Here is a 22,848-nt window from a genome sequence, read left to right as displayed (position 1 = left end):
CTTGAGTAACAGTAAATACTTCCAAGATGAACTCACGTATTTGCGCGAATCGGGTAGTGAGTTTGCCAAATATCACCCCAAGTTAACGCACTTCCTCTCAGAAGGCACTTTCGATCCAGACGTTGAGCGGCTACTGGAAGGTTTTGCTTTTTTAACGGGGCGAATTCGCGAAAAGATTGATGATGAGTTGCCAGAGTTGACGCAATCTCTTATGACGTTGCTGTGGCCGCACTATATGCGTTCTATTCCTTCTCTGTGCATCAGTGAACTCAAACCTCACACTGGTAGTGTCACTGAGAAAACCGTGGTAAAACGTGGTGCAGAAATGGCGAGCGAGCAGGTAGAGGGAACGCAGTGTTTATTCCGTACATGTTATGACGTCAACCTTTACCCGATTACGCTGACCAATATTGAACAAACCAACAGCCGCACAAGCTCTTCGATTGATGTAACGTTATCAACAGAGCATGGTTTGGAACTTTCGCGCATTGGTTTAGATACGTTACGTCTTCACCTTCATGGTGAAATTCATATTACGCGCACCGTTTTTCTTTGGTTATTCCGCTATTTAGATTACGTTGAGCTGGATGTTGGTGGTGGCTACAAACATCGCCTTGGCCCTGAATATGTCGTGCCAGTTGGGCATGAAGAAGATGAAGCGCTGTTGCCTTACAGCAAAAACTCGTTTGCCGGTTATCGCTTACTGCAAGAATTCTTCTCTCTTCCAGACAAGTTCATGTTTTTTGACATCAAAGGTCTAGAATGGCTAAAAGGAATTCCACAGCGCAGTACAGTCAAGGTGAAGTTCCATTTTAAGCGTGCTTTACCTTCTGAAGTGGTTTTGAAAGATAAGCACTTAAGATTGCATTGTACGCCAGCCGTTAACTTGTTCGAGAAAGATGGTGATCCGATTCGTTTAGAGCATCGCCGAAATGAATACAAAGTTCGTCCTCAAAGCAACAGCCAAGAACACTACGAGGTGTATGCTATTGAACAGGTAGAAAGCTGGAGCAAGGATGAACGTCGTCGTAAATCATTAATTGAATTCGAATCGTTTGAGCACCAAATCAACCAACGAGACAAGCGTGAGTTCTACAAATCCAAAGTAGGCGAACGAGTGAGCGGTCGTGGCCTTGAGCGTTATATCTCATTCCATACGCACAATGGCGACATTGCCGATTTGGGAACCGAAACGGTCCTGATGAAGCTGCAATGCAGCAATGCAGATTTAGCTGAGCGCCTGTCTGTTGGGGACATTACCTATGCCACCCATAAATCGCCGACGTATGCGACGTTTAAAAACATCACTAAACCAACACAGTCAGTCAGCCCGCAAGTGAACGGCGAGCTTCAATGGCAACTTATCGCTAATATGTCACTGAACTATTTGTCGTTGGCAAATATCGATGTACTTAAAGTGCTGTTGTCTACGTATGATTTCCACTCTCGTGTTGACCGACAAGCACACCGAGCGTCGATTCACCGACTCGACGGCATTATCTCCTCTGAAATGAAACCGATTGATCGTGTGTTCCGCGGCGTATCAGTAAGAGGCAATCAGTTTAAGCTCGTAACGAATTCGAAGTTCTTTGTGAACGAAGGGGATATGTTCTTAATGGCGAACGTATTGAACGAATTCATCCGACTGTATTCCAGTGTGAACTCGTTTACAGAGCTGGAAGTTTTTGATGAAGCCAGCGGTGAAGTCTATAACTGGACGAGCCTAATTGGACAGCAGACGATTCTATGATTAATACACTCTCTGATAAGTCGAATGAGTTTAGCTTCTACCAAGCGGTTTTGTTGTTGGAGAAGCATTACCAACTGCAACCAGAAACTGACTTTGTCGCCGTGGGTGAAAACAAGTATTTTCATCAAGAGCGCATTGAGTTTAGTGTTTCACCAAATTTGTCATTTCCCAAGAGCGATATGGACTTTATCGCTCACATGGAAAGAAATGGACAGCAATACTCGCGCGTAGAGACGAATTTTCTCGGTTTACATGGTTCAAGTTCGCCACTGCCTGCGTCTTATACTGAAAAACTTGCAGGCCGCGACCCAGAAGACAACCCAGTTAAAGACTTTTTCGACTTCTTCCACAACCGCTACACTAGCTTGCTGTACCGCGTCTGGAAGAAATACCGGTATCACGTCCAGTACCAGAGCGGTGCAAGTGATGCGTTCTCAGGGCGTATTCTACATTTAGCTGGTTTGTCTGGTGTCATGCAAGATTGCGATGTTGCGGAGTTGGATAGAGCGAAAATTCTCTCTTACGTCAACCAACTCTCAACACGTACGCGCTCGCCTAAGCTTATCTCCGGTATTGTTGCCCACTACTTTTCTTTACCTAATGTCCGTATTGAGGAGTGGGTTCATCGTCGAGTAGAGATTGCAGAATGCCAACGTAATAAACTAAACCGAGCAAACTGTGTGTTAGGTCATAGTTTGCACTTAGGGCAAAGCATTTCGGATTTGAACGGTAAGTTTAACCTTTGTATCGATAACATTGATTTTGAGACGTTTAGAAAGTTCTCTTATGATGGCGAGTTGCACAATACACTGGTGGGACTGATGCGGTTTATTTTGCGAGATCCAATGTCTTGGGACCTCAAGCTAACGGTTAACTTAGACTCAATACCGGAAAACAATCTCGGTCAAGGTGAAGGGAACAGCCTGGGACAAACCTTTTGGCTTGGTAACCCTAGTGATAAAGACGCCAAGATTCGCGTGATTGGAAGCATATAAGAAAGCCGCTCAATTGAGCGGCTTTTTCGTTTGAGAGCTATTTTACTTATTAAGCAAATAACTCAGCCTAGCGACTGATTGGCTGGTGCAGAACCACCGTTGTATCAAGTTTTTGAATCCCACTGAATGATTCAATCTCGTTACACAAGTGGTGGATTGATTGAAGGTCTGGCGCTTCAATAAGAGCAATAATGTCGAAGCTACCACCAACAACACTGGTTAAACGAACTTCAGGAATCTCTTTTAAGGCACTTGTTACTTCATTTTTTTTGCCTTTTTCGCAAGAGATGAGCAGGTAACTTGCCGCCTTTCGACCTTCGTTCTCTACTCGGATCTGAGCGGTATAGCCCTTGATGATCCCCGTCTTTTCTAACCTGTTAATTCTTTCTGCAACAGCAGTACGTGACAAACCGATGTTTCTAGATAGGTTCGCAATTGATTCGCGTCCGTTTGATAACAGACTGGAAAGGATTTTGCGATCCAACTTATCTAAGCCTTGTAAAGTCATGTTAGAAATCATGTGTTCTGCCTATTCTGGTTTTTATATTGTTATTAAATCGACTCTGGAAGTGTAAAGTTATACAGCTCAGCCAGAGTGAATGGGTTTTTCTGTGTCAATGGGGTGATACGTAGGCTCAAATCCCTTCCTGACACTTTTATGTCACTGACGAAGCTACCGTTATGAGTGTTTGTCAGGGTCGAATCACCTAGCAATCTGTATATCGCCCACTGACCACTCTTATTTAGAACGTGCTGCTTACCCTCGTCGGTTACATCTTGTATCGTGATACTAATATTGAAGTCACCATTCTGCGGTGGCCACTCCATCTCACGAATTCGGCTCGGACCGTGATAGTAGTTAATGTCAGTGTCAGCGATTTTCAAGCTGGCTCTGATCGCACTAGAATCAAGGTCTAATACTTTGGCGCTAAACGGAATATAAACTCGGTTTGTGCTCTTATTAATCAATGTATCTCGGATCACATTGTAATTACGCAATTGCACCAGCAGGGCAGGTGACAGTGGCATGGTTTCGCCATCTACTTGCTTTGGTGTCCATAAGTTTGTGTCGTAAAACGGCGCAAAGTTTTTCTGAATAAAGGTGTCTAACAAACCACCTGATGCAAACAGCAATTCGAAATCTTCGATTGAAATTTCTTCTGTTGCGGTAAGATCAAATGGATATTTACCAAGCCCTAGCTCCTTAAACTTGGTGTAAATCTCGCTATACCATTGGGTTTGAATGCCTTTTGAAGATTCTGCAATCATCACTGACCAACTTTGTTGGACAACATCCAACAACCAACTGCGTACAGGCTCTGGTGATTTTTGAGCAATCTGCTTAAGTTTGATAAGCGGATCGGCTTCTGTGCTGTTCATGCGGTGTTGAGCCGCTGCTAGTGCGGCCATTTGTGGGTCTGGCGCGTCAGCAATGTCTTTCATGTAAGTACGAACGCGGCTCAATGCGGCAATGGTCTCATCCCATGGAGTAGGGGAGTTCGGTGTTTCACTGACTTGCAATTGGTTGAGTAAGTGGAACGCTTGTTCTACACGCTTCATAAGCAAGTAATCTGGTTTCACTGCTTCTTCAACCGCTTCCGAAGCAGAATCAGCAACTTCTAACAACTTAGGGTTAACTTGTGAAATCAGTGCGTTTTTCTCTCCAACTGGTGAGAACTGTGTATTGGCATACACTTGTTTCAACACGGTTGTCATCGGTGATGAAGGGCCTGAAATAAGGTCAATCGCGTTTGTTAGATCCCCAACGTTGTTGTAATGCTGAACCTTGAGCTCACTCAGTGCATTTCGCCAGTAGTTGATGTAATCGTCTGTGTATTTCTTACGTACTTGCGTCTTGAAATCATCTTGCTCTGTCTTCGTTGGGATAACATGGTTTGAAAGGCCAAGTACCCAGTTGTCAGTGATGACTTGCTGCGACATTAGATCCACACGCGGACGGTAGAAGGTGCTAAAACCAGTAGACGTGTAGATTTTGTCGATGATAAGACGGTTGTCGGCTAATGGCTCGTTGAACACATTGTTAAACTCAAAGCCTACCGCTCGTTGAAGATCAAGCGTACCGAGGTCGATAGCATCCGCTTGATTCAAAATGCCAGCGTAAACCAAGTCTACGTTTGAGTTTGCAAGTAAAGAGCGTCGAGTTGCGCGAACGATGTCCATGCTGATGTCGACAGGAGCAAACTGAGTACGGAAGTAGGCATCTAGATAGCGCATCGCCTGGTTTACTACATCAGGTTGACTGCTTAGCTCATTCATCATGGCCAATGTTTGATGACGCAAGAATTGAATGTCGCGTTTAGACGGGTCATTTAGCATCAAGTAGCCTTTTAGCAAAGGCAGTGAGCGGCTAAAGTCATTTTGGTTATGAGTTAGTTGTAGGCGGTAACCTTTTTCTACAACGGGCATCAGTTGTTGAGCCACTTCTTTTAGTAGTGCCTCGTAAGCAATCTTGGTGCTTTTATCTAAACGGCTGATGTTCAGTGGTAGAACTTCGTTATCTAGCTCTTTTGAGCCTTCTAACCAAGCACTGTAAGACGGCTGAATCGCACGAGTCGCATTGACTAACAGTTGATTAAAACTTGCTTCTTGCTCTGCTTGCGCGGTGTCATCGATACCAAGCAACTGGTTAATCACTCGTAAGTTACTGTCGAGTGTTTTAACGAAGAAATAGCCACCGCCAGCAAGAATGACAACAGACACAAACATCGCAAGATGACTTTGTCGTTGAATCAAACGTAGGTAGGTTTTGTTCTCACCCGCAAAATCGCTCTCAGGAAGGATCTGAGAATCAATCAGGAACCTTGAGAAGTAAGGAGTTTCTGTTAGCTGAGTATGCTCAGAGGCAATGATCGGTAAGTTGAAGTAGTTGCTGCAACTCTTCGCCAGCAGATTGTATTTACGACCGCCTTGTAAGCTTGAGCAGAAAAAGATTTCACGGATGTCTAACGAGTAAACACCACTGTTCGATTCACAGAGGCGCTCTAAGATGTAGCTAACCTCAGACTGAGCCAGTTCAAACTGTTTAGGAAAAGAAAGGATTGCCTGTTTTTCGTCGATCTCAGTTGAGTTTGCCGAAGAATCAAGAGCGTTACTTTCCAGCACTTTAACAAGGTTACGGTAACCGTCTTTGTAGTACTCAGTGATCACACCTTTTGCTTCTTTCAACGGTATAGAAAGGAACTCAACACGCGTTTTCAGTGAACTGAAATGAACGTACTCTTTAAAGCCATCCAGTTTATCCAGTTTAGACATCATCAAATACACAGGCAGTGCAGAGGATGTTTTCTCACTGATTGATGTCATACGTTGGAGTAATGCTGTCATGGTGTAATCTTTTTGCTCTGGCTCTGAAACAATCAGGAACTCAAAGTCGATAAAGAACAGACAACCAGCAAAAGGCTTTCTAGGACGATGACGAATCACTTCGTTAGTGAACGTATTCCACAGTGAAGCGTCGCTACTCGACACTTCTTGGAAAACTAAACGTTGATCAGGTTTGATGTACACCGCACCGTCAGACTCATACCATTCGAAGAAGTCATTTTTGGCCGTGCGTGTTCTGTCCATTGGTTTAATTGCACTGGAATTAAACAAAAATTGACGTCGTCCAGACCCTTTATTACCAATCATTAGATAGATTGGTTTTTTACCCGCGTGAGAAAGGAGAGGGCGAATCACCATGGAAAGCGCTTCTTCCTCTGTTTCTAGGCGCTGAGCCTTAGCGTTATTCTTTTTCTTAAACCACAAAGTGAATTGAAAAATAAGGTAGAAAGTGGCAATAACACCAAGACCAACCCAGAGATAAAGTTTGTCTGCGTCTTCAAGCCAGAATAAATACACCCCAGCCAGTATTGCGGCAAATAACAGTGCCACAAAGGTCGAAACCACGATCGGGTTTCTGAGTATTTTTTGTTTGAACATAAGCCTATAACTTCTTTTACTTGTATTGTTATTTGTTGTCGGTTTCCGCAGTTTGTAACTGGTTTATCTTATATAGGTAGGTGTTCAGTAAAAGGAGTGAGCGATCAATTTCCTTTTGCTGGGTGTTCTTTTCTGCGTATTCAATTCGACCAAGAAGCGGAAAAAGTGAATTACTGTACTCATACGCTTTCTTTGAATCTTTATCTGAGTTCTGCTTTGCGACATTGGCAAATACGGTCCTAGCATAGGCAAACCGTTTGTATATGACATCGAATTCAGCCTCGAAACGAGAACGTTGCTCTAAAAAATTCTCTCGAAGTTGCTGTGCAGATGACGAATCTGGATAAAGTATCGTTAACTCACTGGTGAGCTTATCTATCGTATTTACCTTACTAACTTTGACTGGATCAATCGTCCAATCTGTCATTAGAACGTCGAGACGATCGACCGTCGTTGACCTTAAAGAAGTAAGATATTCCTTGTTTTTAACGCTTAGTGAATCAACCAAGGTGGTGAGTTCGCTCAAAGAGGCATGTTCAATCTGGCCTTTAAGTGTTTGGTACTGGTGCTGCTTGTAAATGAAGTGCGACGCAAAAGCCGTCACCATTAAAGCGATTATCGAGTAAACCATCACCTTGCTTGACTTAGAGCTCTCAACGTCTTTTTCTTCGCCCTTTTGGGATTGAGTTTTGGTTACTGATGGTTTTGCTGGTGGTGCGATTTCAACCTTTATGCCTGTACTGTCGGGTTTCGCCTGTTTTGCTTCTATCGTTTTGGTTTCTTTTGCTTTTTGTTCTTTAAGCTCTTCAATCCATTGATTCAAAATACGACGAATACGACCAAACGAAGGCGCTTTAATGCCATAGTGAAGGCGAAGCTCTTCTTCAATCCTTAAACAAAGCTGATGAGCAGCCTCAATTAGAGGTAACTCTTCTTGCCTTACTTTATGTTTGTTGATGCGTCTTTCGGTGTTTTCAACCATCCATTCGATAGCGCCCATGCGAGCGTTAGCTTTCGAATGCTCTGGATAAGCGGTATACCAATACACCACACACAAATCGAGTAAAGAGTTTAACCCTTCAACAAGCCCTTTTAGACCCTCATTATGCGTTGCTGCGACAGTAAAGTAGCAACTACAGCGAAAGTCTTTTCCTTGTGTACTTAAAATCTTCTTTGATAGCGTTTGAACCGTCTTCCATGAAACACGTCCAGTGACCTTATTTAGGTTATTAATTTGACGCTTTATTTCGTCAAAATCATCTAAGCCATTAGGGTTTGAGCCGCTGGGATTACTTTCATCGATCGGCCTTCTGGTGAAGTCGCTGAAAAACATAATGTCTAATTCCAACTGAATGTATAAGAAATTTAGCCTTCTACAATTAAAAGTATAAAAGTAGTGCTATGATCTATTTTTTGCTGGGATTTTATAGGCAAAAGTGAGAAATAGAATAATAAATAATATTTAAAAACGGATAAATTAACTATGTGTGATCTTCGTTCACATATTTTGTTGGTTGTGCTGAGTTGTAACGTATTAGCAACAGTGATGTGCGTCGCAATAGTAACCTTTATTGGGGAATATTTTAAGCATGACCCATATTTTTTTCTGATTGGATTGAGTAAGAATCGGAATCAATATGACATTATCTAATTTAAAATTACCTTTATTAGAGGTGACTTTAATAGGGTTTGCTTATGATTTGGTGAAAGAATGTTTTGTGCTGGTTATCATTTTATTAACAATTCTAGCCTCGCTTTTCGGTGTTTAATATTTGGTCTGTATTTTTAATTTTAAATGTTTATAAGTAAATTTAGCCGTCTAGCACTTTGCAATTATTGGTAGTCATTGTGTTCTAATTAATAGGCTTTTTACCTTATTTGATGGCGCTATTTTTTACCTTATTGAAAAAGAAAAGAGAGTTGATATCTTTCGCCTCTAAGTATTATTACAAGGCTTACCTAGAGGGACGAAATGCTAAAACCAAGTCAAGTGGGGCTGATTTCAGCCATGTGTCTGTTTTCTACTTTTGCAATAGCGAAAGGGGAACGATATGGCGGTTCAGTAAACATGCTTATGGTGGAAAGCCACGACTACGACGAAGGTTCTAGCGGCGATCAAGAGGCTTTACGTTATGGCTTGGTGCATACGCGCCCAATCGATGAAAACAACAACCGTTGGCGTTGGTGGTTGGGCTTTAATTATCTCGCAGAAGACATTGATGCTCCGGCAAATGGCGTCTACGAAGAGGTCACAAACTATGAGTTTCGCGTTGTGCCTCAATATGCATTGAGCTCTTGGAGTATTTTTACCCCTTATATTGGTGCCGGCCTGTCTTTAGGGTATTCCCAGTATTCAAATCGTTGGAAAGTCGATCAGGATGGTTTCCGTTATGAAGCCATCGAAGACATTGACCAATTTGAACTTGGCGCTGTCGTTACGTTAGGTACCGCAATCAAACTTGGTAGCAACCCTGACGCCCACATTCAAATCATTCCGCAAGCTTCCTACATTCTTCCTGTTGTAAATGATGGATTGGGTGGCGTTGAACTCTCTGTTTCACTGCTATTTTAAGGTTTAGCAATGCGCTTACATCAGCTAGTCCTATTCATTTCGAAATGCCCAGAGGAATACACGGGTGCGAAGCATATTGAAATGCCGGAAGGTGGCGGCTCAGTAGGGCGAGCATCCAGTTGTACTTTGCCTTTGGCGGATCACAATCGCTTTATTTCAGGAACGCACTGTCTGATCAGTGTTTACGGTGATACGTATTACATCAGCGATGTCAGTACAAATGGCACCATGGTCAATGGCAACAAGATACTGAAAAACCAGCCAGTATCGATTGTCGACGGTGACATTGTTTCTCTGGGTCAATACGAAATTGGCGTGTCGCTAGAGCACGTTACTGCTTCACAAGACATTGCTGCCGATATTGCTCCTGAGCGTGTTTCTAACGACCCGCTTGTCAACTTAGGAGAGGCGGTAGTCGAAGAGGAAGAAAAAGTAGGCGCATTAGAAGACTTGTTCATGGAAACAAAACAAGACGATGTTGATAGCCACGACCCTATTGCACACCTCAAGTTTTCCATGCAACGCGATGATGACCACTTAATCAGAAACGAAGAAAAAGATCAGGAACCACAACCTAGTTCTATCGAAAACACGCGTCAAATCGTAGACGACAGTTTCAGTATTCATTCCGAATTGGATTTGCCTAACCTGATCCCCGAAGATTGGTTAGGTGCAGACACCAAAAGTAACGAATCAACGCCTGTTCAAACCAAGAGTGATTCACAGCCCCAAGCAAACACGCAGCGAGTTCCAGACGATTTTTACCGTAAAGAGACTTCGTCTAATGCTGAAGAGTCATTGATGAGTGACCGTTCGCCAAGTCATCAGGTGAACGGTGATGCTTCCTATCAACAGAGTGCGCCTAAAAGCGAACCGGTTGGACAAAAATGGGAAGAGGTGACGCAAGCGTTTATCCCTTCTTCACAAATCACGGATAAAACTCAGCAACCAGCGTCAGAAACAAAAGTCGGCTTTGTATCGAATACGTCTTTCGATGAGGCTGGAAGTGAAACTCATAATGATATTAGCCAAGCATTCTACGAAGGGTTAGGTATCACCAACCCCGACTTGATAAGTAATGAAGCCTTGTTGTTTAAGCAAATGGGTACGTGCTTACGCTTGTGTATCGATAACTTGCAAAAAGACCTTCACGAAGTGGAATCTTTGAAAGAAGAGGAAGGGCTTAGCCAAGCAGAGTCGAATCTTGCCGAGCTCATGTTGACGTTAAATAGCCAGAATTTACTCGCGCCAAACGAACTAGTCGAACAGATGCTTGATGAACTTAATGATCATCAAATTATTTTTAATAAAGCGCTCAATGAGTTGTTGATTGAACAATCAGAAACGAATGACCCTGTCACGTTTGCAAATGATGTAGCAAGCAAATCGATGTTTGCAACTAAATCTAAGCTCTGGGGCGAGTATTTGGAGTTTTACGCGAAGAACCGTCGTCAGTTCAACGAAACATCGTTGAAAGGTCTTATTAAAAAGAACTACAACAAAGCGATTAAGGGAAGCCATGCGTAGTATCGCTGTATTACTCGGATTTGCATTGCTATCCGGATGTTCCATGTGGGATCAGTTAAAAGAATCAACAGGCATCACGCCAGAAACTTCTTCTATTGAGTTAGTGATAGAGGCGTCGTCGGTTTTAAACGTACGAGAGGGAGGCCAATCATCGCCAGTTATCCTTCGCGTTCATGAGCTAAGCTCGCCAGTACTTTTCCGTAGCCTAGACTTTTTTGCATTGTTTGAGAACGATAAAGCGTCATTGGGTGACGAATACATTAAGCGTTACGAGTACCAAATCCAGCCAGGCGACAAAATCCATGAGATGTTAACGCTTGATCCAGCTACACGCGCTGTCGGCTTCTCGGTCGCTTTCCGTGATATTGATGGATCGTCATGGCGAAAAGTGGAAGTCATTGAAGAGAAGAGCGAGTACTACCTGAAGCTCAAGTTAGAAGGCAGTGAGTTGATTTCTGATAATACTCGCGGCATTGAACAAGTTTACTTTTAAGGAATAAAAGCATGTCTTTATACAATCCAGTTGTTTGGCAAGATGGAATGTTCATGAAGCCGCAGCACTTTCAGCAACTCGATCGTTCACAAAGTAAACTTTCTAGTATGTTGAGTTCAAACGCCTCGCCCCTGCATTGGGGCATTAAGCGTTTAGAAATTAACTCGCAGTTACTTGCGCTGGGTAAGATTGGCATCACTCGGGCAGAAGGTATTTTGCAAGACAGAACGCCTTTTGATTTGCCACTGTTGGCAGAATTGCCAGAAGTGAAAGACGTTGACCCTTCGATTGCCGACAAAGTGGTTTATCTCTGTTGTCCATTACCGTCAGAACGTTCTGAACTGTTCGGAACGAAGAAAGACGGCGCACGTTACACAATGGAATCTCAAGAAGCGGTTGACGCTTGTTATGATTCAGAAGACGTGGCAAACATCGTAGTTGGTAAGCTTAACTTCTGTTTGATGTATGACCATGAAGACAAGAGCGCATACACATCGATTCCGATCCTAAAAATTTCAGAAGTTAAGCCAGATGGCAGTGTTATCTTAGATGAGAGCTTTATTCCGACTTGTATTGATATTCATGCTTCAACCGTACTGAACAAGTTCGCGACTGAATTTGCTTCTATGTTGAAACACCGCGCAGAGTCTATCGTTCAGCGTTTAGGTGTTGTCGACCAGCAAGGCGTATCTTCAGTTTCTGATTTTATGCTGCTCCAAGCGCTTAACCGATACGAGCCGTTATTTTGGCACTTTGCGAGTGCAGAAGGGGTCCACCCAGAATCTTTGTATCGAATTCTCCTTCAAGCAGAAGGTGAGCTTTCAACGCTTTGTTCAGCAACGCGTCGACCAATTGAGTTTACTAAATACAATCATGGTGACTTAACCAGTTGTCTATCACGTGCTCTTGATAGTGCGAAGATGACGTTAAGTGTGATGTCTGAGCAACGAGCAATGCCACTGACACTAAAAGATCAGAATTACGGCATTCGAACAGCAGCAATCCCAGACAGCAAGATCATCGATACTACGACCTTTATTCTTGCCGTTAAAGCCGATGTTACACTGGATATCTTACATACCCAGTTTGTTAGCCAAACGAAGATCGGTTCTATCGATAATATTCGTGATCTGATTAACCTGCAGTTACCAGGTATCGAGATCAAACCAATGCCAGTTGTACCTCGTGCGCTGCCTTACCATGCGGGTTACACCTATTTCGAACTCGATAAGACGGGCGAAGAGTGGTCAGCACTGAAAAACACAGCGGCGATTGCGATTCATGTCGCGGGTGATTTCGCTAACTTGTCATTGCAACTTTGGGCAGTACGTCTATGAGTTATGCAGAAACCGATGTAACCGTCGTTCTATTTCAACCAGAGCCTGGCAAACCGATGGAGGTGATGCCAGCGCCTGATTTGTCGCGCAATATCGCCGTTCAAGACCTCAACATCGAGAGTATGGGTATCAACCCGTTAGTCGACCAATTCTCTTGGTTGATCGCGAGTCTGTCTTGTATGTCATCGATTCCATGGCTAGATGACCCAATGCCGTTTCGTGAACAGGTGGCTCGTGAGATTAGAAAGGGCGAGCGTAAGCTCAACGAAATGGAATTGGATCGCGCATCTATTTTGGTTATCCGCTACTGCTTGTGCGCAGCAATAGATGAGTCTGTCTGTCGTCAGGAGTGGGGAGCAAACAGTCATTGGAGCCAGAACAGTTTGTTGTCAGAGTTCCATAATGAGACCTCTGGTGGTGACAAGTTCTTCGTGATTTTGGAGCGCTTAAAAGCAGACCCTCGCAAGTACCGACACGTCATCGAGTTTCTCTATTTACTGCTTCAACTTGGCTTCCAAGGTAAGTACGGACGTGAAGAGCGAGGCAACGAAAAACTCGCGGAAATCGGCAGCACTATCTATCGACTCGTGCGTGATGAACGTTTAGCCGAGCAAGAGAAAGTATCTTTAGTCAACCTTAAAGCTAAATACCTTAAGAAGCCGTTAAAAAGGGTGATTTCACCCAAGCTGATTTTAGGGGTGAGCGCGATTACCTTTGTGGTCATGTATGTCGCGACCTACATGGTGATCGACCTTAAGTTTCAAAAGTTGTTGGAAATGTATCAATAACCAGAAGATCTCAAATTGAGATCTTCTGCCAGTTTTAAACTTTATCGTGAATATCACTGGCGATTTAGTGGAATTCACTAGTCATTTAGAGAGATTGCAATATGCGATCTCTTTTATTATTCAATCAACAAAATTCAAATGGATTGGTTATGGGCGTAACAGTTGGTGCAAATGGACTTTCAATAGTTCATAAAGGCTCAGGTGGTGAAGCGAATGCAACGCTCCCAGATGTTTGTTTAACGAAGGTCGGCAAGCCGATCGTTCCTATCCCTTATGGCAACAATGCTAAATCAGCAGACCTTGCTGGTGGCACTACGACTATCTCTATGGATGGCGGCAACAGTGTCGCAATCAAAGGCAGTACATTCTCAAAAAGTACCGGTGATGCGGGCGGCGATAAAAAAGGCGTCGCATCCGGCACGATAGAAGCCGAAGCAAAATTCATTTCAGCCTCACCAACGGTTAAGTTTGAAGGCAAGGGCGTATGTCGTCTGTCTGATCAAATGACCATGAATAAAGCCAACACCATGTGTTTGGGCGGCGCACAAAACCCATCGGTTTCTGTTACGGAAGATCAGGAAGGGACTTATACGGTTGTTGTTAAGGTAACTTACGATGATGGTGAAGGTTTTCAAGCCCCTTATAAGTTGACCGACGCTTCAGGTTCTGTGTTTGAAGGAATCCTCGATACAAAGGGGTCAGCAACGATCTCCGGTATTTCTAAGGGCATATTTGAGATTGAGTATGGAGAGGATATTAGAGACTTTAAACCAGATGAAAAGTACATTAACGAAAATCCATTTTATAAAAATAGTTTTGATCCTCATTTGTTGATCGAACAGACCAAAATAGGAGAAGTTGGTTTTTGGGAAGCCACCAGAAATCAGGCTTCGACTGTAAGAGGCTGGCTATGGGGTGTCATTGTAGGGGACTTTAATAAAGATCCTACAACTGGTCAGATAATGTTAAATACAATGCTGGGAGTAATACCCGGTATTGACCAAGTGCTAGATGCCAGGGATATAACGGCAAACATTTTATTTTTGACGGAAGAAGAAAACCAAGACAACGCAGATGCGTGGTTAGATCTCGCATTATCGGGTATTGGTGCAGTACCCACGATAGGTTCTGTCATGAAAGGCGTCGGTAAAGCAGTAAAGCACGATAAGTCTAGAGATGACCTTTTCGCAATGCTTCGAGAGTACGGTAAAGGTGATGTTGAGAAGTTTATCTTGAATCTTGATTGGAACGCCATCAAGTTCGAAGTCCTTCAAATTATTTCCGAAACAATTTTTAGTTTTACTGAAGTTCTTGATGAATTGGCGAAAAAAGCTTCGCTATTTGGTTACAACGAGTATGCAACTGAAATCATCAATTTCAAAGTTCAAGTTGAAACTGTTGAAAAGCAAGCCCAGCAGCACATACCTGATGCTCTAATGTTTTTGAAAGACAAGATTGATCTCAGCTTAAAAAGAGGAAAAAACAAATCCAATGCTGGGTCTCACTCTAGTAAAGGAAGTGCGGAGTCTCCACAACATGATGAAAAAGTAAGTCAAGATAAGAAAAACAAGAAGCCTGATGAGTGTTGGCTCTGCGATAAAAAGGTAGGAAAGAAAAAACAAGGTGATTCCACTGCTAATTATTGCAAAGAGAAAGGCTTTAAAGGGAAGTACTATAAGAAAAGTGACAGTGAATTTGGATTCATAAAACGAGGAACAAAAAAGAACAAACACTATCCTTGGGTCTTTTTGAAAGAGCATAATGGAAGACTTAGTTCCTCTCCTTATATACATCCGTTATATGCAAGATGCTATGACTTAGCGCCTGATGGGAGAGCTTACAAAAGACCACAGCATCTTTGGGATAAGGGAGAGGCGAAACGACAGTTCATTCAAGCACAGTTAGCTGGTGTTATAGATCAGGGACAAAAGTTTTCTGTAGGGAGTATATTAGCTGCTCATCATATAATTACCGTAGATGAAATGAAAAATAATTCGCTATTGTATAAAAAATTACCTGCTTTAGGCTATGAGCTAAATGATTGGCACAATATTGTTGTCCTGCCGACTATTCCTGAATTAGCATGTTTTTATGAACTACCTTTGCATAGTGGTCCGCATCCTAGTCCTTACACAATAAACGTGAAAACTCAGTTGAAATTGGTCTCAGATGCTATCCATGCGTCGTACTATTGTGATAAGGCTGCAGCAAAAGATATATGTGATGAACTAATAGATATTAGTAATGATATATATGAAGATATAATTACATTTAGTCGAAACGGCGCATTGAATGATAAATTTCATGATACTTATGATAGTGGTGGGAAAGGGTGTTGTAATCAATTGACTCATGCATCAATAACTGCACAAAGCGAAACATGCATTCACAGATTGAATTCTCGGAAAAACATAGAGTTACATCACGACTTTAGAGTGACTCAAAATGGAAAACTCAAACGTATTACTTACAAGGGTAAAGTTGCATCAAAGCTAGGTGTTTAGGTATGAAATACTATTTATTATTTGGGAAATTTGAAAAAGGTGAAGGCTCGTTTTCTGAACAAGAGCCGCAGCAATTAGATTCTTACACAGCTCAATTTAAGTTATTAACTCATAAACCCGTGTTAACGGTAGACGAGGCTTATGAAGAGAGAGGGATGTCTGATTTTTTAAAAATTGCACTCGGATATTTAGCTAGTAGTAAAGTTCAAGAAGTATTTGAAATGAATGGATTTAAAGGCATTCAGTTCATTCCGGTAGAAGTTCACAATGAAGGTGTAGAGTCTAGTTTCTCATTTATGAATTACGTTGCTAGCTACGATTTACTTGAGCCCAATGCATCGAAAGCGAAGAGGTTTAAAAGTATTTATGGTGGATATGGTAGAGTTTCTGATGTTTTGATAGATAAGAGTAAGTTTCTCGAAGCAGAAATAAAACATGACTGTTTTACCTTATCAAATTATAAGTTAGCTTGTTTCATAAGTGAGGACGTAAAGACAGCTTTAGAAGCTAAAGGAGTAACGGGTATTGAATTTGTTCCTATGGAGTTTGCATGATAGAGCAAAAGTTTCAGCAAGAAGGTATGTTTAAGGAGACTGACTCGAAGTCACTATTTCCTAAAATAGCTGATTTAGTCTTAGTTTTTTCCCCTTCCCCTGGAATCTTTGTTCGGGATACTGTGAACGTTCCAAATACATTTTATGCACAAATGGCTGCATATTATGAGAAAAGTGGTGAAGTGTTCGAAAACATGTATGTTTTTTTACCTGCTGTTCTTCAAAGTCAGTATGATGCTGGGCATGATAGCTGCGGTATTGTTTATGAAGAAGGCGTTTTAAGGCTTTCACCTGATTTGGCTGAGGCTTTATCAAAACAGTCTCTTACAACAATAGAGCATCGATTCGGCTAGCAACATAGCGAGTGCGCTAAAGTGCATTCGCTTTTTTATTGCTAGGTTATTAAAATGAATTATTACTTAATATTTGAAAAGTTCGAATCAGGCGAAGGGACGTTTACTGTCAAAAGCCCATGGAACTCTGTACTTCAATACTACCAACCTCAATTTAAGTACTTAAAAAATAAGCCAACAGTTTATTTGAACACGCAGTATGACGAAAAAGGAGTATCTGATTTTTTAAAAGTTCCCATAGGAATGTTGGCAAGTAAAAAAGTACAACAAGTTTTTTTTGATAAAGGGTTTAGTGGTATACAGTTTATCCCTGTCGACGTAAAAAATGATAATGTCTTAACTGAGTTTGCTTTCATTAATGTGACGGCTCATTATGATCTGCTCGATCCTGATGCCTCTGAGGCAGAGGATTTCAGTAAAACACTGGGCGGATATTCTAGTGTTTTGGAAGAGATTCTAGACTTAGATAAATTTAAATCAGCTAATATCGAGCATGATTGCTTCACCTTATCAACTTATAAAGACCCTTACTATGTAAGTGAGCGTGTTAAGGTCGCGCTTGAGGCTGAAGGTGTTGCTGGTATTGAATTCATTCCTATGGAGTTTGCATGATAGAGCAGAAATATAAGCAAAATGGTATGTTTCAGGAAACCATCTCGAGTTCACTGTTCCCTAAAGTTGCTGATTTAGTTCTCGTTTTCTTCCCAACACCTGGAGTATTTGTTAGGGATACTTTAAAAGTGCCTTCCGATTTTTGCTCGCAAACTGTAGTTTCTTATGAAGCAAATGGCGAAGGTTTTGAAAACATGTATGTTTTTTTACCTGCTGTTCTCCAAAGTCAGTATGATACTGGACATGATAGCTACGGTATTGTTTATGAAGAAGGTGTTTTAAGGTTTTCACCTGATTTGGCAGGGGAATTGTCTAAACAATCCCCGAAAATAATAGAGCATCGCTTCGGTTAGTAGCATAGTGAGTGCAAAGTAATGTGCTTGCTTATTAGCCTTATATAGTAAGCAATAATATTGTGGTCTTTACTTTCACAATCTGATGATGCATTTATTTGCTGTAAACCAATAACTATGATGCATAGACAGTTAAGCTTGTGAGCTATTTTCCAGGTAAGTCATATACAATAAGCGCCTTTCGGCGCTTTTTACTCTCTACACCCAGCACCCACTATCTGGTACGTCAATTAATCGTCTCGACAAAAATAACTCAGCGTAATTGGCGTTGGTTTAAAATGAACCATACTAGGGCAAATGGTACACTGTACTCATATAGATACACTGTAAATTAGCGTTTGAACCTCTTCCCCATAACATTGATATTTAGCGTTCAAACGTTGAGAAAACCCATATGCGTTTGTCGTTAAACCTCGTGATTGCATCCACTTTTGTAGCTGTTGCTCCAGCTGATGCTAACTATGATCTTGATTCCCTGCTAGAGATGCCACTGTGCTCGTTAGCAGACACAAAAGTTGTTTCGGCAACTCGTACCTCTCAATCCCTTGCGGACACGCCAGCTTCGGTTTATGTGATTACAGCCAAAGAGATCCAACGCTCTGGTGCTCGTTCTGTGGCTGACGCATTATCTTTGGCACCTGGTCTTCATGTCGCCAAGTTCTCCAATTACGATTGGGGGGTCAGTGTGCGTGGCAATAATGAAACACTTAACAACAAGATGTTGGTCATGGTAGATGGCCGCAGTGTGTTCAATCCAATGTCATCCGGTGTTAATTGGGATTTAATTCCCGTTAGCATGGACAACATTGCCCAAATAGAAATCGTTCTGGGCCCGGTAGGGACAGTGTGGGGTGGTAATGCCGTGACAGGAGTCATCAACGTCATAACTAAAGAAGCAGAAGGCTCGGCAAAAGGGAAGGTGTCAGCAAGCTTTGGTAATTATGGCTACAGTGAATATCAATTGCATCATGCAGGATCAATTGGTGAGTACACCAACTACAGTGTCTATGGTGAGTTTGTTGATCACATGCCTTGGACAAGTGATGAAGCTCGCGTGGCTCCGCTGCAACATTTTAACGTATACACTGAACGCTTTGGTGGCCGATTAGATTATCAAAAGCATGAACACACGTTGAGTGTACAAGCTGGTGGTATTCGCTCTCGCGAAGACTACAACTGGGGTAATTATCAGCCTCACTTTGTCATGCCCGGAGCAGAACCGGTCAACTTTTATGAAACCGAAATGACCATGCAAGAGTACTTCGTTGGGGGGCATCATATTTTTGATCGTCCTAGCGGAGACCGATGGGAAAATGAAGTTTGGTTAACCTACAGCTCTAACGACATTTCACACGATAATGCGCGATTTTTCCGAACAGATCTAGACTCCCATTATACCTTTTCAAATCTATGGGGAACCGAGTTTACTGTTGGTGCCAATATTCGGCTTATTGATGAACAGTTTGGAACTTTCGATAAACACGATGAAATGACGATGCCTTATTTGCGCTTATCGGACAGTCCAGATTTTCTCAACCAATCGTATGGTCTGTATGCCAACTGGAGTATTCCGTTGGACGAGAGAACCAAACTGACATTAGGTAATCGCTGGCAATACAACAACCTTACTCATCATGTCGATCCTCAACCACAGGTGCGTTTGAGTTATGAGCTCGCGAATAATCAACGATTGTGGGCGGGTTGGGGTAAAGCAATAGTGACGCCGTCACGATTGGAACTGAACACGTATATGCGTGAAAACCATTATATGGAAAACGTACAGTTCAGCGACGGTAATTACTATGACTACTATTACAGTTACCTATTAAAAGGGAATGAAGACCTAGATGTAGAATCAGTCTCGACCTACGAGCTTGGATACCGTTTGTGGGATGAGAACAAACTGCAATTCAATATTGGTGGCTTTTATACTCGTCATGAAAATATTCGTGTTTATAAAACGGATTCTGCGACACAAGCGATTGTTACTGGTGGCTCATCACCGGGCACGGTTGGTACTGTTGTAGAGCAATACACATCCAGCTTAGTTGATCCGATCTGGAGTGAAAGTTTTGGTGGAGAGGTTTCTGTGAAGTGGCAACCTCGTCAAGACATTCAAATAAACGCCAATTACAGTTACAAGCGTATTGTTGGCCATTGTGAGGGTACTATTTGCTCTAACAACAAGGCCGTGAAACGTATGATTGAAAATGAACCGAATCATTTTGTTAACGCACAGGTAATGTGGGACATCACGCCACAATGGTGGGTCAGTGTGACTGGTCAGTATGTTTCTGAATCTAAGTTACACGATGATTACGAGTCGGCTTTGAATCCGGTTAACGTAGCGAATAAAGACTACAATTGGCCGGAAGTGGTTTCCTTTGATGCATCGGTAAGTTGGCAATACAACGATTGTTTGCCACAGATTACAGCGTCGGTAGAAAATCTAGGTGCAGATCAAAGCAAAGAGTTTCCCAACAACTACAACCCTTTCGCTAATGGAACGCAATACTGGCTAACGCTCGATTGGAACTACGCTCAATGGTAAAACGGTTTGAGCGAAGCTCAGCAGTGAAATGGGTAATAGCGATTTGGGCACTGCTCAGCGCGACGTTTGCCTTTGCTCAATACGATGATGCGGATCTGAAAGCCGTTTATTTATATCGTTTTGCTTTGCTCGCCGATTGGATAGCGACGGGAGAATCCATCGCCCCAGTTGAGTATTGTGTGTCTGAAAGTGACTCTGTTGGCGAGCACCTTAAAAACATCGTTGCTCGTAAGCCGCAGTTATCTCGTTACTATGATTTATCAAATCCGGTGACGCCGAACACCTGCCATATCTTGTACATACCGCAAGCAAAGAAGTCCCAAATCTTACTGTTGCGCGATCAATACCCTCATTCGTTGTTGATCAGTAATGGCGAAGAGTTCGTGAAAATAGGGGGCATGGTCGCCTTTGTTAAGGTAAACAATCGTATTCGTCCTATGGTATCTCGTAGTCACGTCGCGCCAACACAGATACAACTGCGTGCCCAACTATTGAGTATCTCCTTATTGGTTGAAGATGAGGTCGCGCCATGATCCGTTCTCGTCTCGCTCGTTTGCCTTTAAGGCATAAGATGATGTTGCCTACATGGCTAATGATTACTCTTATTGTCATTGGTCTTGGTACGCTCGCGATTCAATACGTGGTACTTGCACAAGAAAAGGCGTTGGAGCGTCGTGTTGATATTCTTGGCCAAGGGGTGGCGAACACGCTACAAGCGGCATTGATGTTTGATGATGCATACACGGCAAAAGAGCAACTGACCAACCTGAGTTTCGACCCTGACATTATTTCCGCGGTCGTGATCAATCAGCATGACAAAACAATTGCGTCGATAGAAGATCTGCCAGCAGGTTGCCACTGGCAAGAGCGTCAGGTGATTTGTTCACATCTCAACGTTGTGATGCGTCATAACGATGTCTTATTAGGTGATGAGAAGTTGGGCGCACTCGAAATATGGGTTTCTTTAGAGAACCTATTAATAAACGAACGGAAAATGTGGTTATCGCTTGGCGTTATCGTTTTCTTACTTTCGTTGTGTGCGTGGGCGCTGGCAAAGTTACTACACTCATTAATTTCATTGCCATTGCTGTCGTTGCATCGTTCTGTTGAGCATATGAGTCGTGTCGGGGTCCTCCGAAAAACATTGCCAGTTTATCATCAAGATGAAGTTGGTAAGCTAACAGAATGCTTTAATGAAATGACCATGAGTCTGGCTGAACGTGAATCACAAGTGGCGCAAGTGTTAAAGCGTGTTGAAGATAAAAACCGTTATATCCATAGTGCACTCGACGCAATGCAACGTTGCGTACTCGTAGTTTCGTCAAATCACCAGGTGACGTACTTCAACCCTATAGCGGCAAAAGAGCTAAAAGGGATGGAATCAAATTCGGATGCGAGAAGCCTCTTGATGAGTCACTTCGAGCCTATGTTGAAAGTAGAGCGTATCCTGTTTGCAATCGATACGCATACTACAGTGAAAGGGTTAGAAGTTCGTAGTGTTGACAAGACTAAGCGCTATTTGATCTCTTGTAACCCGATGGACACAGAAAAGAGTAGCTTGATTCAGCTTCAAGACATTACGGAGCAAACGCTATCGGAGCAAAGACGTAAGTTACTCGATCTAATGTTTGATCAAAACCAAGACGCCATATTGGTATTGAATCGAGCTTTAAGCGTTCAAACTCAAAATCAATCTGCGACACAGTGGTTTGGTGAGGTTAATGCATTAAAAGGTCTAGAATTGTTTTCACCTTTTGAAGTGACGAAAGCGATTAAATTAAGGTTATTGAAAACGGGTCACTACAAAACGCACGTTGATGTAAAAAACCAACAAGGGCGTGTGATGCCGTGTGAGCTGAAGGTTCGCGCTTTGAAGAGTGAAAATGGACGTGCAGAAGCGTTTGTGGTCTCATTTACGGACTTGACGATTGACATCGAGTTAAAACGTTTAAATTATCAAGCAAACCATGACCCATTAACCGGCTTAGCCAACCGCTCAAAAGCGTTACGTCGACTCCAGGAAAAGCATGATGTGGGTGCCTCACAGCATATTTTATTCTTAGACCTAGATGGATTTAAAGCGGTTAATGACCAATACGGTCATGCGGTTGGCGATCAATTATTGAAAGCCGTTGCTCAACGTTTGGTCAACTGTGTGGCGAGAAGGGATCTTGTGTCTCGTCTTGCTGGCGATGAATTTTTGATTGCGGTTCGTGAGGCTTCGAGTTGTGAGCCGATCGCGAATCGCATCATAGAAAGCCTAGCGAAGCCCTTTTACTTTGGCGATATCACTTGCTATATCTCTGCAAGTATCGGTATGAGTTATTGGGCGCGAGAAGATAACTCGACGTTGGATGACCAAATTAACGCTGCGGATATGGCTATGTATCTTGCGAAAAAGGGCGGTAAGAATCAGTACCAAGCCTGTTTAGAGCCTGCTTGTATTTTGGATTAACTTAATAGCCACACACTATGCGAACAAGCGTCAAACACGAGCAAATAGAGGTGTGGCTTTTA

General features: G+C 42.6%; 18 protein-coding genes. 15 read left to right on the top strand and 3 right to left on the bottom strand.

Translation table 11 applies throughout. From position 1 onward, the window contains the following. Position 1 precedes the first annotated feature (1 nt). Complete coding sequence (gene tssF, locus VJL_RS13215; protein WP_038878563.1) at positions 2-1,750, top strand: type VI secretion system baseplate subunit TssF; 1,749 nt, start codon at positions 2-4, stop codon at positions 1,748-1,750. Further along, entirely contained in the window at positions 1,747-2,745 is a 999-nt protein-coding gene (gene tssG, locus VJL_RS13210; RefSeq protein ID WP_038867820.1) for a type VI secretion system baseplate subunit TssG, read from the top strand. Before tssF ends, tssG begins: the two co-directional genes overlap by 4 nt. 67 nt (positions 2,746-2,812) lie before the next feature. Here tssG and VJL_RS13205 read toward each other — a convergent pair whose 3' ends face one another. The 3 genes from VJL_RS13205 to VJL_RS13195 are packed head-to-tail and all read right to left on the bottom strand — an operon-like array spanning position 2,813 to position 8,020. Next, positions 2,813-3,265 (bottom strand): Lrp/AsnC family transcriptional regulator, encoded by a 453-nt coding sequence (locus VJL_RS13205; protein WP_009705245.1) that lies wholly within the window; start codon positions 3,263-3,265, stop codon positions 2,813-2,815. 32 nt (positions 3,266-3,297) lie between these two features. Continuing rightward, the gene (tssM, locus tag VJL_RS13200) at positions 3,298-6,687 is read right to left on the bottom strand and encodes a type VI secretion system membrane subunit TssM (protein ID WP_038878560.1); all 3,390 of its coding nucleotides are present in this window, start codon (positions 6,685-6,687) and stop codon (positions 3,298-3,300) included. A gap of 28 nt (positions 6,688-6,715) precedes the next feature. Continuing rightward, positions 6,716-8,020, bottom strand: a complete 1,305-nt coding sequence (locus VJL_RS13195; RefSeq protein ID WP_038878558.1) for a type VI secretion system ImpA family N-terminal domain-containing protein — start codon at positions 8,018-8,020, stop codon at positions 6,716-6,718. A 639-nt stretch (positions 8,021-8,659) separates the two neighbouring features. On the opposite strand from VJL_RS13195, the gene VJL_RS13190 reads away from it, so the two are divergent. The 13 genes from VJL_RS13190 (at position 8,660) to VJL_RS13130 (ending at position 22,786) form a co-directional block, all read left to right on the top strand. After that, positions 8,660-9,259, top strand: coding sequence for a hypothetical protein (locus tag VJL_RS13190; RefSeq protein WP_038867814.1), 600 nt, complete (start codon positions 8,660-8,662; stop codon positions 9,257-9,259). A 9-nt stretch (positions 9,260-9,268) separates the two neighbouring features. Next, positions 9,269-10,786 carry a type VI secretion system-associated FHA domain protein gene (locus tag VJL_RS13185; RefSeq protein ID WP_038878555.1) on the top strand — a complete coding sequence of 506 codons (1,518 nt, stop codon included), beginning with the start codon at positions 9,269-9,271 and terminating at the stop codon, positions 10,784-10,786. Beyond that, a complete protein-coding gene (gene tssJ / locus VJL_RS13180) occupies positions 10,779-11,279 on the top strand; it encodes a type VI secretion system lipoprotein TssJ (protein ID WP_081094945.1) in 501 nt (166 codons plus the stop codon). The genes VJL_RS13185 and tssJ overlap by 8 nt, the downstream gene beginning before the upstream one ends. An 11-nt stretch (positions 11,280-11,290) precedes the next feature. Next, positions 11,291-12,616: a type VI secretion system baseplate subunit TssK gene (gene tssK, locus VJL_RS13175; RefSeq protein WP_038878552.1), complete on the top strand. Its 1,326-nt coding sequence runs from the start codon at positions 11,291-11,293 to the stop codon at positions 12,614-12,616. Further along, positions 12,613-13,404, top strand: a complete 792-nt coding sequence (gene icmH / locus VJL_RS13170; RefSeq protein ID WP_038878550.1) for a type IVB secretion system protein IcmH/DotU — start codon at positions 12,613-12,615, stop codon at positions 13,402-13,404. Before tssK ends, icmH begins: the two co-directional genes overlap by 4 nt. A 149-nt stretch (positions 13,405-13,553) precedes the next feature. Continuing rightward, positions 13,554-15,908, top strand: coding sequence for a PAAR-like domain-containing protein (locus tag VJL_RS27545; RefSeq protein ID WP_081634966.1), 2,355 nt, complete (start codon positions 13,554-13,556; stop codon positions 15,906-15,908). 2 nt (positions 15,909-15,910) lie between these two features. Further along, positions 15,911-16,462 (top strand): imm11 family protein, encoded by a 552-nt coding sequence (locus VJL_RS13160; RefSeq protein WP_038878548.1) that lies wholly within the window; start codon positions 15,911-15,913, stop codon positions 16,460-16,462. Beyond that, entirely contained in the window at positions 16,459-16,815 is a 357-nt protein-coding gene (locus tag VJL_RS13155; protein WP_038878545.1) for a hypothetical protein, read from the top strand. Before VJL_RS13160 ends, VJL_RS13155 begins: the two co-directional genes overlap by 4 nt. A gap of 54 nt (positions 16,816-16,869) precedes the next feature. Beyond that, the gene (locus tag VJL_RS13150; RefSeq protein ID WP_038878542.1) at positions 16,870-17,427 is read left to right on the top strand and encodes an imm11 family protein; all 558 of its coding nucleotides are present in this window, start codon (positions 16,870-16,872) and stop codon (positions 17,425-17,427) included. Next, positions 17,424-17,780: a hypothetical protein gene (locus VJL_RS13145; RefSeq protein ID WP_038878539.1), complete on the top strand. Its 357-nt coding sequence runs from the start codon at positions 17,424-17,426 to the stop codon at positions 17,778-17,780. Before VJL_RS13150 ends, VJL_RS13145 begins: the two co-directional genes overlap by 4 nt. A 394-nt stretch (positions 17,781-18,174) precedes the next feature. Next, the gene (locus tag VJL_RS13140; RefSeq protein WP_038878536.1) at positions 18,175-20,331 is read left to right on the top strand and encodes a TonB-dependent receptor plug domain-containing protein; all 2,157 of its coding nucleotides are present in this window, start codon (positions 18,175-18,177) and stop codon (positions 20,329-20,331) included. Next, positions 20,325-20,864, top strand: coding sequence for a YfiR family protein (locus tag VJL_RS13135; protein ID WP_038867791.1), 540 nt, complete (start codon positions 20,325-20,327; stop codon positions 20,862-20,864). The genes VJL_RS13140 and VJL_RS13135 overlap by 7 nt, the downstream gene beginning before the upstream one ends. Further along, positions 20,861-22,786 carry a diguanylate cyclase domain-containing protein gene (locus VJL_RS13130; RefSeq protein ID WP_038867789.1) on the top strand — a complete coding sequence of 642 codons (1,926 nt, stop codon included), beginning with the start codon at positions 20,861-20,863 and terminating at the stop codon, positions 22,784-22,786. Before VJL_RS13135 ends, VJL_RS13130 begins: the two co-directional genes overlap by 4 nt. The last annotated feature ends 62 nt before the right edge of the window (positions 22,787-22,848 follow it).

Origin of the sequence: Vibrio jasicida CAIM 1864 = LMG 25398, from assembly GCF_000400365.1 — a bacterium.
GTDB classification, from domain to species: Bacteria; Pseudomonadota; Gammaproteobacteria; order Enterobacterales; family Vibrionaceae; genus Vibrio; species Vibrio jasicida.
This window is presented reverse-complemented; position numbering and strand designations above follow the sequence as displayed.